At 63.0% G+C, this 14,556-nt stretch carries 11 protein-coding genes; 6 read left to right on the top strand and 5 right to left on the bottom strand.

Annotation, left to right across the window (positions count from 1 at the left end):
- Positions 1–20: 20 nt before the first annotated feature.
- Positions 21–644 (bottom strand): hypothetical protein, encoded by a 624-nt coding sequence (locus V5E97_RS00335; RefSeq protein ID WP_406697259.1) that lies wholly within the window; start codon positions 642–644, stop codon positions 21–23.
- 119 nt (positions 645–763) lie between these two features.
- Complete coding sequence (locus V5E97_RS00330) at positions 764–1,603, bottom strand: hypothetical protein (protein ID WP_406697258.1); 840 nt, start codon at positions 1,601–1,603, stop codon at positions 764–766.
- A gap of 288 nt (positions 1,604–1,891) precedes the next feature.
- On the opposite strand from V5E97_RS00330, the gene V5E97_RS00325 reads away from it, so the two are divergent.
- Both V5E97_RS00325 and V5E97_RS00320 read left to right on the top strand, forming a co-directional pair.
- Positions 1,892–3,076 carry a HEAT repeat domain-containing protein gene (locus tag V5E97_RS00325; RefSeq protein WP_406697257.1) on the top strand — a complete coding sequence of 395 codons (1,185 nt, stop codon included), beginning with the start codon at positions 1,892–1,894 and terminating at the stop codon, positions 3,074–3,076.
- Between the two features lie 547 nt (positions 3,077–3,623).
- The gene (locus tag V5E97_RS00320; RefSeq protein WP_406697256.1) at positions 3,624–4,868 is read left to right on the top strand and encodes a hypothetical protein; all 1,245 of its coding nucleotides are present in this window, start codon (positions 3,624–3,626) and stop codon (positions 4,866–4,868) included.
- A 207-nt stretch (positions 4,869–5,075) separates the two neighbouring features.
- Here V5E97_RS00320 and V5E97_RS00315 read toward each other — a convergent pair whose 3' ends face one another.
- The 3 genes from V5E97_RS00315 to V5E97_RS00305 all read right to left on the bottom strand — a co-directional run bounded on the left by V5E97_RS00315 (position 5,076) and on the right by V5E97_RS00305 (position 9,065).
- Positions 5,076–6,506 carry a spinster family MFS transporter gene (locus tag V5E97_RS00315; protein ID WP_406697254.1) on the bottom strand — a complete coding sequence of 477 codons (1,431 nt, stop codon included), beginning with the start codon at positions 6,504–6,506 and terminating at the stop codon, positions 5,076–5,078.
- 313 nt (positions 6,507–6,819) lie between these two features.
- Positions 6,820–7,980, bottom strand: coding sequence for a hypothetical protein (locus tag V5E97_RS00310; protein ID WP_406697253.1), 1,161 nt, complete (start codon positions 7,978–7,980; stop codon positions 6,820–6,822).
- Positions 7,981–8,204: 224 nt separating this feature from the next.
- A complete protein-coding gene (locus V5E97_RS00305; protein WP_406697252.1) occupies positions 8,205–9,065 on the bottom strand; it encodes a tetratricopeptide repeat protein in 861 nt (286 codons plus the stop codon).
- 193 nt (positions 9,066–9,258) lie between these two features.
- Here V5E97_RS00305 and V5E97_RS00300 point away from each other — a divergent pair, with 193 nt between their 5' ends.
- From V5E97_RS00300 to groL, 4 genes are all read left to right on the top strand, one after another.
- On the top strand, positions 9,259–10,851 hold the full coding sequence (locus V5E97_RS00300; RefSeq protein ID WP_406697251.1) for a hypothetical protein: 1,593 nt from the start codon (positions 9,259–9,261) through the stop codon (positions 10,849–10,851).
- A gap of 131 nt (positions 10,852–10,982) precedes the next feature.
- Positions 10,983–12,008 carry a membrane dipeptidase gene (locus V5E97_RS00295; RefSeq protein WP_406697250.1) on the top strand — a complete coding sequence of 342 codons (1,026 nt, stop codon included), beginning with the start codon at positions 10,983–10,985 and terminating at the stop codon, positions 12,006–12,008.
- A 283-nt stretch (positions 12,009–12,291) separates the two neighbouring features.
- Positions 12,292–12,582 (top strand): co-chaperone GroES, encoded by a 291-nt coding sequence (groES, locus tag V5E97_RS00290; RefSeq protein WP_074317203.1) that lies wholly within the window; start codon positions 12,292–12,294, stop codon positions 12,580–12,582.
- 74 nt (positions 12,583–12,656) lie between these two features.
- Positions 12,657–14,288 carry a chaperonin GroEL gene (groL, locus tag V5E97_RS00285; RefSeq protein WP_406697249.1) on the top strand — a complete coding sequence of 544 codons (1,632 nt, stop codon included), beginning with the start codon at positions 12,657–12,659 and terminating at the stop codon, positions 14,286–14,288.
- Positions 14,289–14,556 lie beyond the last annotated feature (268 nt).

Below are 14,556 nucleotides of genomic sequence, written 5' to 3'. Positions count from 1 at the left end.
TTCCGTCCGACCCCACACGGTCATTTCACCATGCGGCCATGACGCGGGGCTTTGGGATGCCCGAGGGCATTCGTTTTTACGTGCCCTCTCACGGGAAAATCTTGGAGCGGGCCGGGCCCGCGATCTTCCAAGGTCCGGGGAACCTGGACGGCGAGCTGTTTGCCGGCCCAGCCGTCGATGTCACGCGCCGTGACGTTGAGATAATAACGCCGGCCCGCGATGAATTCCTCGGCGCGGCGCGCTTGAAGGTGGAAGGTGACGGAGAAGGTGTACTTTCCACCCCCTTGGTTTTCAAGCTTCATAGGCCCGTAGGGCTCATCGCGGCGGTATTCGTCGGTCACCTGGAAGTTTGCCTTTTTCGGGCCGCCAAGTTCCTGGAAGACCTGCCTGCCGTTGACGACCGAGAACTCATGCAGGGTGCCGGTGAGGGTCACTGGCACATAGCGTTGGTTCGGCGGCCAGAGGGTCGAGGGCACGACCGTGGCGTCGACGCTGAAGTACTGAAGAATCCGGTCTTCCAGCGACGTCAGCTCGGGCGCGGCTCGGCGCCGCGCCTTGGCGCGTGGCGGTCGGCATCCTTGAGGCAACAGGCGGGAGGCGACACGAACCGTCGCTTCCAGGCAATGTCGCAGAGTGGGGTGCATCCTTGCCCCTCTTCTGAAGGCTCTTCCGATCAATACGGTTCGGTTCCCACTGACGTCCCTCGGGCGAAATCCGTTTCGCTCGAGGGAGTGGGATGGAATACGGCCCCGATTCCGTCAGGTCAACGACGCTTGACTGCAGGGTCCGACGGAACATTGTCGACCAGGGTTGGCCGACCTGTGAAGGCCCCGGCACGTCGCGTCTGGATCACCACATCGCGGAACCGTTCCCGAGTCTCGGCCTGGATCTGATTCTGCTTCATCGTGACCTGGCACGCCCAGTTGGGATACATCCCGACCAGCCGCCCCATCAGCGAGACAAACCAACCTGCCTCGCGGACCTGATCTTCGAGGAGCTTCTCGAGCAACGGGCGAATCGTTCGGGCGACGGCTTTCCACCCTTTGGAATCGACCTTGACGTAGGCTTCGACGTCGTGCTGGACCCAGTGCTCGCCGTTGACCTCGCGATAATAGCCCGAGTGCACGATCAGCACAATCCGAGCCTGAAGGTGTGCGGCACCCCGAGGACTCGTGTAGTCGAGGTTGCACAGGAGCACGTGAAGCTTGGGAGAGCGATGGACGAATTCCCAGGACGCTTTCGCCCCGTTGCCGTCGCTCCCTTGATATCGATTCGGGCCGATCTGCTGAAGCTGAACCGGTGACGTGCTCAAGTCTTGCCACAGGGCCAGTGTCAGCGCAGGCTCGTTTAGCAGGCTCAGGTAGATCCGTGGGTTGCACGGAAAGGTTTCGGGTGCGCCCTTGCGATGGAACGTATGGTCGCGGATGACCTCGGACACGTTCTCGCGGAACTCGGGTGCAAGCTGATCGATCGGGACAACCTGCGCAGGGTCCGGCTTCGGGGCGCCGGCCACTGCGGGGCACCCATTCCAGATCCCAGCCGCCAGCGTTGCCAGCGCGATCGTCCAGGTCGCCAGCCCTCGGCGGACCACGGGGGAATTCATGGCAACTCCGTTGAGGCAAAAGCCGCGGAACGCCAGGGGAGCTGTCGGGGTCTCCTCCCCCGTAGCCCTCGCGTTCACCTTGCTTATTGATCGGTCAAATCGCCCTCGTTCCTGATCGAGCTTCCCCGATTGCGGCAATTTTCAGGGTTGTTGGGAGGCAAGGGGTTTTAGGTAGTTTGATTGTCCTGCCACGAAGGCTTGAATAAATGATCTTGTCGGATCGCGGATTCGGACTATGATGCCGCTCCAATGGATTGGGAGGAATACGGTCTTTGCACGGAGGCAACCATGCCAGAGCGACGGCAAACGGGTGTTTGGATTGCGGGCGTTCTGAGCTTGGGGGTTGTGGCAGGGTTGGCGATCGGTGGTTACCGGATGGCGAGTCGCAAACCAGCGGCTCGACCGATCGCGGCGCGGTTCGATGCCAGTACCCCACTATCCGTGCTGACGCCCGCGTTACGGGACGGCAATGCCAAGGCGTTGACGGTTCTCTATGAGCAGGTGTCGGCCAGAAAATCGGGGATCAGTGAGGAAGCGACGCCGGAGTGGCTCGAAACGCTGGCGGCGCTTCGGGCTGGCTATCGGAAGCACGGGGCCTACGGGCGAGCCTTGGTGCTGAACGTGGCCACCAAGATCCTCAATCAGTTCTCGGTCTCGGTCGAGGGAGCCCCGGCCTCGTGGCCCAAGGTGCTACCGCCGGTGCACGACATCCTGGCGTCGGGCCTGACCGATTCCGACCTCAACGTTCGAGTCTCGGCCCTCACCGAAGTGAGCCGGCTGTGGGGCTGGCTGCCCGGCCGGGCGCCCACGCCCGCTGAAGAGAATCTTCTTGCCGACTGGAAACTAGGACTGCACACGCCTGTGGTTCGCTCCTTGGCGGATCGCGCCCCCAAGGTCCGGTTGGCTGCGGTCGCCTGTCTGGGCACGCTGCCGATCAATTCGGCGGCCGCCCCCGCGATCCCTTATCTGGAAGACATGAGCCAGGGAGCCGGCGAGGTTCGCCGCCAGGTGATGATCTCGTTCGCCACGCGACGGGCCCTACTCACCGAGGAAGCGCTTCTGAAGCGGCTGTACGACCCCGAGCCGGGCATTACCCAGACGGCCGAAGCGATTCTCAAGACGCGTGGGTTGAACGATGAGCAGATCAGCCTCGGCAAGATGATCTATCATCCCAAGGCGGCGATGCGGGTCTCGGTGATCCCGTTGCTTCGCGATCGGACCGACATCGACCCGGTCGTCTGGTTCCTCATGCTCACGCGAGACAGCGAAGCCTCGGTCCGCGCCAGTGCGGTCGAAGCCCTGGCCGGCCGGCTCTCTCCGGAGGTGCGCCAGCGGCTCGCCGAGATGGCCTCTTCCGATCAGTCGCCGCATGTTCGCCAGGCCGCCAGCAAGATTGTTCCCCCGGCCGCCGAGAAGACCGTCTCCCTCCCCCCCTTGCCCGGCTCACCGAGCCTGGCCCCCAAGGCGAACTGAGCAAAACAACGCTCGCGCCTCGCGGGATCGGCAGACGAACGATTATCAACGGCGGTGGCCCGATCATTTGGATCGGGCCATCGCCGTTGTTTCGTTTTTCGCGTCGAGCTTGACCGATCCCGTTTTCCCCACTTCGGCACGATCGGCCTTTGCGTCATCCTTGGTCCCAAGATTCTCGCAGGGTGGGCATAAGCGGTTGTTTTAATATGTGGTTGCTTGCTTGTGTATTGTCGTCGATTCTCGTGTTGATCGCTGTCCCGAGGCTCAGGGGCTGTGGCAACTCCTGTTCTGAAGCAATCCGATGACTGGGTGGAGGCGAGTCGAAGTGCGCGCGGCCCAGGCCGTGGCCCCGCGAATCGGAATTGCGCACTGCCGGGCGCCGATCAGAGATTGCGGTGCTAAGTTAAAACAACCGATCAATTGCAAATGAAAAACCAATCTGGTGAATACGATGTCATTGTGGTTGCTTTCTCGGGGTTCGCGACGGATTCGTGGTGGGGCACGTGGAGCTTGCCGCCCGCGGGTCGAGGCATTGGAAGGGCGAATTGTGCTCGCCGCGCTGCCGCTTGTGGTGGTGCCCGGGCAGCCGGGGTCGTTCCCGATCGTCGACAGCCAGGATCCTCTGAACTCGACCGCCGCTGTGACCGAGTTCCTCTACAATGAGGGACAGTCGCCGGACAGTCTGACCTGGGATTTCTCGATCCATGCCAACATCGCAGGCACCCGGGTCGACGTCGACTCGCCCTATGTCCCGTTCATCAAGTCGCTGCTAGCTCACGGCTACACCGAGGGCAAGGACCTGTTCGTCGCCGTCGCCGACTGGCGCCTGGCGGCGGCTCCGACCGACGGAGTGGCGGACGGCCAACTCACCGGTTTGACGACGGCCCAGTTGACGGATAACACGTTCGAGTACGGCGTCGACTATCTCGCCTACGCGATCAGGAAGGCATCCCAGGCCTGGGCCAACGATCATGGCGGAGTGGCGCCGCCGGCTGTGAACGTGATCTCGCACAGTTATGGCTACTTCCTCACCCGCGCCTACCTGGCCAGCCCTGACTACGGCAGTCCTGACCTACCTCCGATCAACGACTTCATCTCGATGGGGGGGGCGAACGAAGGAGTGTCGATCGCCTATAACTGGCTGAACAACAACTACGTCGGACCGGGGAGCGATCCCAACCAAGGAGGGCTTTATCCAATCCTCAACCTGGTCTATCAGGACGTGGCCGCGGGGCTGGCCACGGTCAGTCGGCCGAACCAACCGCCGATCACCGCGGACAGCATCATGAATGCTCAGGGGCAGCCCGATCCCGAGATTTTTGTGCGTCAGTACATCCCGGCGTTCCGGGATATCATGGCCACTTATAAGTTCTTGGACGGCAAGAGCATCAACCGGAATCCGGCGTTTCGGAACAACCTGCTACTGGACGTCAATGGTGGGGACGACCCCAATCAGTTCGCGTCCTTGGTCGGCCACGTGTGGGATGTCTACGGGGCCACAAAGACGACACCGACCACCGTCTCCGCAAAGCTCGGTCGCGGCGGCAAGGTGCTTCCCGTCGGCCAGGACATTTTCGCCAGCCATCCCGTCCGAACCGTGCCGGGCCAAACTTGGTTTCGGAACAACCTCAGGCGGTACCGTGGCGACACCTTGATTCCTCCCCCGTCGGCCGTCTCGACGTTCCGAGGCGACCCGCGGATCACTCTGGTGCCGTTAGGGGTGACGCACAGCGGAATGCTGACCAACCGCCGGGTCCAGAAGCGAATCCGAGGCTTACTGGAAATGGTATGATGGGACAGGTCTGCGGATTTGGATGCAAAGGATGCGTTGTGGGTGTGGATCTTTCGCGGCTACAGGGGAAAAAGCGGTTGATGGTTGTGCGTTGAAAAAGGGAGGTCGCTGGTGTCGGCAAGAATCGCCGATCGGGCGGTGGTGGAGCCCTTTCGGTCCGATCTGCTGTGGATTCTTCGACCGTGGCCGCGACCCCTGGGGACCAGGTCAGTGCCCCAGGATCACGCCCGCCGAATCGTCGGAAAGAGAGTGGGACTTTTGGGCCCGCGCCTGGTCTTCGGGAAGATGACGCGAGCCGAGGTAGAAGAAGAGGCCGCCGAGGAGCATGACCGGAACCACGGAGAGCATTCCCACGATCAGGTTGCTGTCGCGGACCGACTTCGCGCCCAGGCTCGCGAGCATCTGGCCGATCTGTGATGAGGCAATGCTCGGATCCGCGAACAGGTCGGAGACGGTGCCGATCAGGATTGGAGAGCTGATGTCGCCCAGGAGATGGATCAAGAAAATGCTCAGCGCATAACCAGCGGCACGCTGATTCGCGGGGACGACGTTGGCCGTGACGGCGTTGCACGGACCGAGAACCGAGGCCAACATCACCATCGCAACGAACAGCAGGCCGAGTGAGGTGACCAGCTCCGGATCGAGGATCCCAAGCAGGGCGAATGGGGTCGCGATCAAGACGGCGAAGCAGGCCATTAAGAGGTAGGCGCGGCGGGTAAACCTGAGCAGGAAGTCAGCAAACCAGGTCCCACAGGCGATCCCGAGCAGGCCGGCCATTGCGGTCAGACCACCGATCCAGAGCCCGGCTGCCTTGGCTGACATGCCGCGGACCGTCTGGTAGAAGGTTGAACCCCAGGCGGCGTAGCCCCCGCTGGCGAACGTGACGGCCGCCATTCCGGCCGTGTTCCAGAGGAACGTCCGGTTCCGGAACAGGGCCAGGTAGTCGCGAATTGTCGGGCGGTCCGCCTTCCCGGCGTGCGTTCTCCCTTCCGAAGCACCACGCCCAGGATCATGAATCACCAGGCCGAGCAGCGCCACGAGAAGGCCCGGCAGGCCGACAACCCAGAAGGCCGCCCGCCAGTGCCAGGCATCGGCGACCCAGCCCCCGATCCCATACCCAAGCGCTCCGCCGAGCGGCAAGGCCAGGAAGTAGAGTCCCATCACCCGTCCCCGCTCCTTCGGCGGGAACAGGTCGGCCAGTAGCGCGGGGGCGATGACGCCATAGGTTGCCTCGCCGACGCCGAGCAGAGAACGCCAAAAGAACATCTGCTGATAATTTTGCGAGAATGCGGTTCCGACCGTCGCCACGCTCCAAAGCCCGACACCGAGAGCCAGCATCACCCGACGGCTATATCGGTCGCCAAACCAGCCGACCAGCGGCGAAGCAATCGTATAGACGATCATGAACGACGAGTTGAGCAACCCGAGCCGGAAGTCGGTGATCTGCAACGCGTCTTTGATGTGCGTGCCGACCGCGAAGAACGAGTAGCGGTCGATGTAGTTCAGCAGGTTCATGCTGAACAGGACCCAGAGGGCGAATCGCCTTCCACTCAGCGTCGGAACGCGGCCGAATTCTTGATCTGAAGCCACCGCCGGGCCGGACGTGGGAGACTGCATGGTGATGCGGGGGCCTCTCAAGGGACGAGCTCAAGCTTGACACGTTGGTTATACCCGCATCCCCGCCGAGTGGCGAGACCGGATGACCCCGGAGCGAGACCCGGTCTTGCTCGAAATTGCCTTGTAAAAACCAAAGAGGTTGAAGCTTCCTGGATTCCAAGTTCAGATCAACGAACCCGAGGCGCGAGGCGTTCTCGCTTGTCCTCGGTGTCCGGAGTCATCTGAGAAAAAAGAAAGGAAGTTTCAACCGCTTCCCGATCCCTCGCCGAGGTCCGCCCGATCCCGCTGGGTCTGGGAGATCGACAAGAATTCGAGCGTTGGGCGGGAGGCTTGATTATTCGCGGTCACGGTCCGGTGCGGTACGTCCCTTGGCCTCGGCCTCGAGGAAGACAAGCAACTCGGTGCCGGTCGGGACGGTTCCAGGAATCCTCAAGTTGAAGAGGCCGCTCTTGGATTGGAGGATGCCCGGCTGGATCCCCGCCGAGATCAGCAGGGTTTGCTTCAAGGGCCAGCTCTTGACCGTCTGATTCAGCCGCGACTCGGTGACCTCGGGGACATCGATAGTGAGCTCGCTCGGGCCGACCTCGCGCGGGGCGATGACTCGGGTCCGGTGGAAGTTCTTGACCGTATTGGCCGTCAGCTCGATGGCCGCGTCGAGTGCGTCCCCATCGAAGGTGAGCAGTGGGCTGAGCTTGAGCGTGATCCCCTCTTCGAGCTGCTCGGTGCGCGGTTGGTAGCCGAGCCCTGCCGCGCTCTCGCGTTGGAGTCCACCGGTGTAGCCCCGCGGCTCAGAGGTTTTGATCACGAGGGTCTGGCCGTTGACCAGCTCGACCTTTTGATCGGTGAGCAGCTTGAAGCCCTGGTGGATCTGCATCTGGGCCAGGGCGAAGGCGGAATCCTCGGTTTTCAGGGTCCAGACCTGCTGTCCCTGCGGGCCGCTGCCAACGGGCGTCAGCCGGGAGTAGACGGCGTACCGCCAGCGGCTGTCGACGGCCGCGACGAAGCGAATCCGGATCGAGAGGATGTCGTGCTGAGCGTTGGTGAACCGCTCGATGACCTCATCGACCTTCTTGAGGACGTTGGCGTTGTTATAGGCGCGCACCTGAGCGCGGCTGGCGCTCAGGACGGCGATCTTGTCGCCGTGCCATTCCGCCTGGGTTGTCCGGCGGAAGATCCATTCGATGATGGCGTTTTGGGGACTGTTTTGATTGTTGGCCAGGCTGGTGTAGTGGGAAATATCGTAGTTTCGCCACTGCTGACCCGGTTCAGCGGGGAGGTTGGGAGGAACCTCCTCCTCCGCTTCCTCCGCGCTTGCATCCGGATCATTGTCGAGTCGAGCATCGGTGCGCGACCGTCTCAGCGGAGACGGTTCGAGAGCCGTGCCGCGGCCTTTGGATGAAGCGGACGTGGTGCGTCGCTTGGTGGATTGCGCAAGCAGGCCCCGGGGGACGAGGCCTCCCAGAAGCGTCAGGAACATGGCCGAGCGGCGGTCCATGCCAGTGGCCTCCTTGCCGGGCTGGCGTCGGGGCAAGTTCAGTTGAGTAGGATCGGTTCGAGCGTCGTCGATCGAGGCGGATGGAACGCCCAAAAAAAATGGTGGCGTCCCATCCTCTGAGTTGATCGGTTGCGCAGGTCAGGGGACCGGGCAAGTCGAAACTTAGCAAAGGATCGATTTTGGCTCAAGAGCAATCAGCCGTTCGCCGACACGGAGACGTCGCGTCAGAAGAGGACGGTGGCCAGCTTCCGCTGGTAGTCGCCCACGATCTCCGCGTCCCCGAGAAGTTGGAAGATGGCGAGCATGGTCTTGCGGGCCTTCTCCCCGACTCCCTTGCGGTCGCGCTCGACGAGTTCGAGGCAAAGATTCAAACCCTCCTCATACTGACCGGCGGAGGCAAGGGCTTCGGCGAGCGCAAGCTTGAGGGCCAGATCTTTGGGGTTGGCTTCCGCCGCGGCGCGGGCCGCCTCGACCCCTCCCGTCGCCTGTCCTTGACCGCGGAGTGTGAGCTCGGCTTTCACCTTCTCGGCCTCCGGCTCGAGGAATCCTCGACGCTCGAGCGCGGCGATCAGAGCAAGCCCCTCCTCCAGCCGATCTTGAGCGAGCAAGGTTCGGGCCAGCCCGATCTTGATCACCGGTTCATTGGGGAGTAACTCGAGAACACTTCGATATTTGGCCTCGGCGGCCTGACTGTCCGTCGCTTCCAGTTCTTTCGCCTCTTTGACCGCCGCTTCCGCCGGCGTTGGCATCAGTCGATCGAGGAACTCCCGGATTGCGGACTCGGACAAGACGCCTACGAACGAGTCTCTCACACGGCCATCGACCAGGCCGAAGACAGCGGGGATGGAGCGGACGCCGAAGGCGGAGGCGAGCTGGGACACTTCCTCGGTGTTCGCTTTGACCAGGAGGAACTTCCCGTCGTACTCCGCCGCCAGCCGCTCGAGGATCGGTCCCAGCGTGCGGCAAGGTGCGCACCACTCGGCCCAGAAGTCGATCACCACCGGGAGTTCCGACGAACGTGCGATCACGTCCTGCTCGAAAGTCTCGGGGGAGGTATCAATGACGTAAGGCGTATTTGTGCTCATAAAATCCCAGTCTACCAAGTCGGATACGCCCTGAATAAGAGCGAAGCGGCCTTGAATCCCACCAAGAATTCTGGGATCAAGTCACGGGCGTCAATCGCTCAGGCCACGGCCGGGAGGATTGCGCCACTTTGGTCCGGTGGACGACGAGAGTGTTGCGTTCCAGACTTTAAAGGGAATGGGCGCTCACCAAGGGATGATGAGCCGACCCGAACCCGCCGGTCAGAATCCAAGGCGAATCCGCGTTTGCGACCATGGAGTGGAGATGGCCTACAAGGCAGTAGTCATTGTCATCGTGAGCGTGGGTGTTAGCCTCGGAGCGACCTGGGCGCGAGGAGCCGAGCCGACCGAGGCCCTGACGATTCAACTCGTGCACCCCGAGCGACAGCTCGAACGGTTGATCGCCCTGTTCAAGGGGACGCGGGCCCCCCACCCGGCCGCGGCGATGGCGGCCTGGAAGCGGGCGACGCGCGACCTCAAAGTCAAAGGGCTGGCCAAAGCGACCGAAGCCGCGATTGCCGCGCTCAATCCGGGGATGATTCGCGAGCTTCGCAATTTCGACGGCGGGCAGATTGGTCTGGGCCTCGATCCGGTTGACGGACGCCTTCGCTGGTACGTGGTCGCTCCGCGGGACGACGGTGCCCTTTCGGCCCTGACCACCGCGATGGCCCTGACCGACGGCGGTCCCGACTCCCCTTACCTTGACATGAAGGTCGATCGCCTTGGCCAGCCGGGGGCCCCCTTGGCCCTCCGGATTCCGGGCAAGCTGGTGATCGCGAGCTCGCGAGCCGACCTTCCGTCGGCCCGCGACGCGGCCGGTCAGCTCGACAACATCGAAGCTTCCGAAAGTGCGTCCGGCTGGGTCGTCAAATTCAACCCCGAGGCGCTTCCGTTGGCGGGTTCGGTCGTGAGTCGGCAGATTATTGAAGCGGTCCGGGCCAGCGGTTGGCGCAGTCTTGAAGGTCGAGCCGGAATTGAGGGAGAGTCGGTTGAGGTTGCGATGACGGGAGAACTGAAGACGACCCTCGGTGGCCCCATCCTCGAGTCTACCTGGCTCGACTGGATTCCGGCCTCGGAGGTCATCGCGGCCGGAGCCTTCTCCATCGACGCAAGTCCCCAAGCCTGGGACGCACGGTTTGCCTGGGCCGATCGCGTGGAGCGCGCTGCGCCGGGGAAGGAGTCGGTCGCTCCATTGCGGACGCGGCTGAACTTGCTCTCCTTCGGCACGGGGGTGAGACCCGAGGTCGATCTCTTTCCCCAGGTTCGAGGTCTCACGGCCTTTGCGACATCCGATCAGAAAGGGGGCCTCGGCGCGATCGTCGTGGCCTTACACGTCGCCGACGCCCAGATCGCCGAGCGGCTCGCCACTCGCTTTGTTCCTCGCCTCGCGTCGGCCATCGGGCAAACGAAGCTCGAGCCGCGGGCGGAGGGGGGCCTGATCCTGGGCGAGGTCTGGAATCGGCCGATCGTGATGGTTCAACGCGAGTCGACCCTCTTGTTCGGGTGGGGCGAGTCCTCGCTTACAGCGTGCCTCTCCGCGAAGGACGATCCCAGTCGATCGGCCGGTACGACGGTGCGTGCTTTCTGGGGTACCCTTCCCTCGCATCGCCTGGGGGCCGTCTGGCCCGGCCAACTCGGCAACCCACTTCTGGCCGACGCTCCGCCAGTCGCCTGGGTCGGCCGGAACGAGTCCAAGGTCACGCAGGATGTCGTTCGCTGGAACGGACTTCGAGGGGTCGTCCAGCGATTCCTGGAACGCGTGCCACTCGAGCCCTTCATCAATCGTTAGAATCTCTCAGAGTCGGCCGCATTGATCCGGGAAACGAGCAAAAGGCTGGGTGCCACGGGTTCCGTGCTCGGAACCCGTGCGGCACCGACCAACGCGTTTCCACCCTCGGCACGTTCCGATCAGGAATGACGATGAAACCGAAGACTCCGCCTCGCCTGATCGACCTCCATACGGACTGGATCTTGCAGTATGCGCAGGAGACGACCGTCTTCGACCCGGCGCTTTATCCCGGCGTGCTCGGCCGCCTCGGGCAGTCCGACGGTTACTTGCAAGGAACCTGGGTCGCCATCCTCTCCTGCTATCGAAGGGCCGAGGACTGGTCGAGCCAGGCCGATCCGTGGGCGGCCCTCGGCGCCTTGATCGCGCGGATCGAGGCAGAATTTCCAGGCCGCCTCCTGATTGGCCCCGAGGACCTGGCCCGCTGCCTCGATGACCCGGAGGGCCTCTGCTGGGGCCTGATCGGGATTGAGGGATTCGATGCCCTGGTGCGTAGCGAGGAGGATCTCGGTCACTTGCCACGCCTGTTCGAACGTGGGGTCCGGCTCTTCCAACCGGTCTACACGGCGACCAGCGTGCTGGCAGGGTCGTCAGCGCCCGGCGATGATCGCGGGCTCACCGACCTGGGTCGGCTCTTTTTGCAGACTCTGGCCGACCTGGTCATCGAGCCCGGCGGTTCTCGTCCCGTATTCGACCTGGCCCACCTCAACCCCAGGGCCGCCTCCGAGGCGCTCGCCTGGTTCGAGGCCGAGCCAGCCCGGGCGGCCCGGGTGATTCCCGTCTACAGTCATGGAACGTTGTGGCACGAGGCGTACGACAGTCCTCGGGCCATCACGCTCGAGAATCTGACCCGGCTCCGGGCGTTGGGGGGTGTGGTCGGGCTGAGCGTCAGTCCCCCCTTCTTCACGGCGGCCGACCAGATCAAGGCGGCCATCGAGACCACTGCGTCGATCCCGTTCTTGGGCCGGCCCGGCCCCGAGGGGATCGCCATCGGCACCGACTTCCTTGGCGTTGATCAGACGCTTGCCGGGCTCGGCACCGTCGCCGAGGTTGTCGCCTGGCTTGCCGCGTCGTTCGACACCGACACCGCCACCGCGCTGATCCAAGGCAACGCGTGGGAGTTGCTGACCCGCGTCCTGAATCCATCACACCGGGACTGAACCCGCAACTTCCTGCGTGAAGGCCCCTGCCGAAATGGCAGCCGGGTTCGGCCAGGGTGTCTCGATCGGCAGACTAAAGGGTGGTCGGGAAATCGGGCTAGGCGGCGTAACCTATTGGTTGCCAGTGAGTTGCAATGCAATTTTTCTGAAGGCACGTCGCTTGCATACTCCCTGGCATGTCATCTAGCGCCTGCATTCGCCTGTTTCTGCTGGCGGGTGCATCGGTTGCGAGGGTTCTCGGGGTTGCCCGAGGCTTAGGTTGCACTGCAAGGAGACCGGACCGATGAATCTCAAGCCGTTGGGCGATCGCGTGGTGGTCGAGCGAGAAGAAGCGAAGGGGACGACCGCCGGGGGGATCGTGCTGCCCGACACTGCCAAGGACAAGCCGCAGAAGGGGAAGGTCCTCGCCGTGGGAGATGGGCGGATCACCAAGGACGGCAAGCGCCGCGAGCTGCAGGTTAAGGTCGGCGATCAGGTTCTGTTCACGTCCTATGCGGGGGACGAGTTCAAGATTGAAGGGGACCAGAAGGTTCTCCTGATGCGTGAAGACGACATCCTGGCGGTCATTGACTGACGGACCGCGGAAGCACCCACCTCCTAGACCTGTGACCCAATCCAATCGAAATCCTGAGAGGGAGTGACTGATTCATGGCTGCCAAGATGATCGCGTTCGATCAGGACGCCCGTCAGGCGATGCAGCGCGGTGTGGCGAAGCTGGCCCGCGCGGTCAAGGTGACCCTCGGCCCCCGCGGCCGTAACGTCATCATCCAGAAGTCGTTCGGCTCGCCCACGGTCACCAAGGACGGCGTCACCGTCGCCAAAGAGATCGAGCTGGAAGACAAGTATGAAGACATGGGCGCGAAGATGGTGAAGGAGGTTGCCAGCAAGACCTCCGACGTTGCCGGCGACGGCACCACCACCGCGACCGTCATGGCCGAGGCGATCTACAACGAAGGCCTCCGGGCCGTCGTCGCCGGCGTCAACCCGATGCTCATGAAGCGCGGGATGGACAAGGCTGTATCCGACATCGTCGAAGAGCTCCACAAGCTGAGCACCAAGGTCTCCAGCACCAAGGAGACCGAGCAGGTGGCCACCGTGGCGTCGAACTTCGACACCGAGGTCGGCAAGATGATCGCCGAAGCGACCGAGAAGGTCGGCAAAGACGGCGTGATCACGGTCGAAGAGGGCAAGTCGCTCAAGACCGAGGTCGAGTGGGTCGAGGGGATGCAGTTCGACCGGGGTTACCTGAGCCCCTACTTCGTCACCAACCCGACCACGATGGAGGCGGTCCTTGAAGACGCCTACGTCCTGATCTACGAGAAGAAAATCTCGTCGGTCAAGGACCTCGTCCCGGTGCTCGAGAAGGTCGCCCAGACGGGCAAGCCCCTCTTGATCATCGCCGAAGACCTCGAAGGCGAAGCGCTGGCCACCTTGGTCATCAACAAGCTTCGTGGCACCTTCCGGTGCGCGGCTGTGAAAGCCCCCGGTTACGGTGATCGCCGCAAGGCGATGCTCGAAGACATTGCCGTCCTGACCGGTGGCAAGCCGATCTTCGAGGCCCTCGGCCTCGAGCTCGAGAACGTGGCGTTGACCGACCTCGGCCAGGCCAAAAAGGTCCAGGTCGACAAGGACAACACGACGATCATCGAAGGCTCAGGCACGAGCGACGCGATCAAGGGCCGCATCGAAGCGATCCGCCGTGAGATCGCCGAGACCAAGAGCGACTACGATCGTGAGAAGCTCGAAGAGCGACTCGCGAAGCTCGCCGGCGGCGTTGCCAAGATCAACGTCGGTGCGGCGACCGAGAGCGAGATGAAGGAGAAGAAGGCTCGCGTCGAGGACGCCCTTCACGCCACTCGCGCCGCCTTGGAAGAGGGGATCCTCCCCGGTGGCGGAGTCGCCCTGCTTCGCGCTGCCAAGACCGTCAAGTCGAGCGGTCTCAACGCTGACGAAGAGGCCGGCTACCAGATCATCGTCCGCGCCTGCTCGGCTCCGATCCACCAGATCGCCCAGAACGCGGGCCAGGATGGTGGCGTGGTCGTCAGCAAGGTCGCCGAAGGCAAAGGCAACTTTGGCTACGACGCCCTCAAGGACGAGTACACCGACCTGGTCAAGGCCGGCATCATCGACCCGACCAAGGTCACCCGTTCGGCCCTGCAGAACGCCGCGAGCGTCAGCATCCTGCTGTTGACCTCCGACGCGCTCATCGCCGACGCCCCCGAAGACAAGAAGCCCGCGGGCGGCGGTGGCGGCCACGGCGGTTACGACGACATGTATTGAGCCGACTCCTGCCCAAGCAGGGTCGACCATACTGAATGAAATCAAAGGGAGCCGGATTCGTCCGGCTCCCTTTTTTGTTGCTTCCGACAGATTGGGTGACCTGGCCTGGTTCATCATGAGTTTGCATGAACCCCTGATTTAGTCCATGCGAAACCTCGACTGTGGGGTGAGTGAAGGGGCCTCCTTCCTGGCTCTCGCGGTTGAACGCCAGTTGGAAGTTTCAGGCCCAATCGCCTGGGATCGATGCTTCCTGAGAGCCATTTTGGTG

It is taken from the genome of Singulisphaera photorubra, assembly GCF_045290345.1.
Taxonomy (GTDB): domain Bacteria; phylum Planctomycetota; class Planctomycetia; order Isosphaerales; family Isosphaeraceae; genus Singulisphaera.
This window is presented reverse-complemented; position numbering and strand designations above follow the sequence as displayed.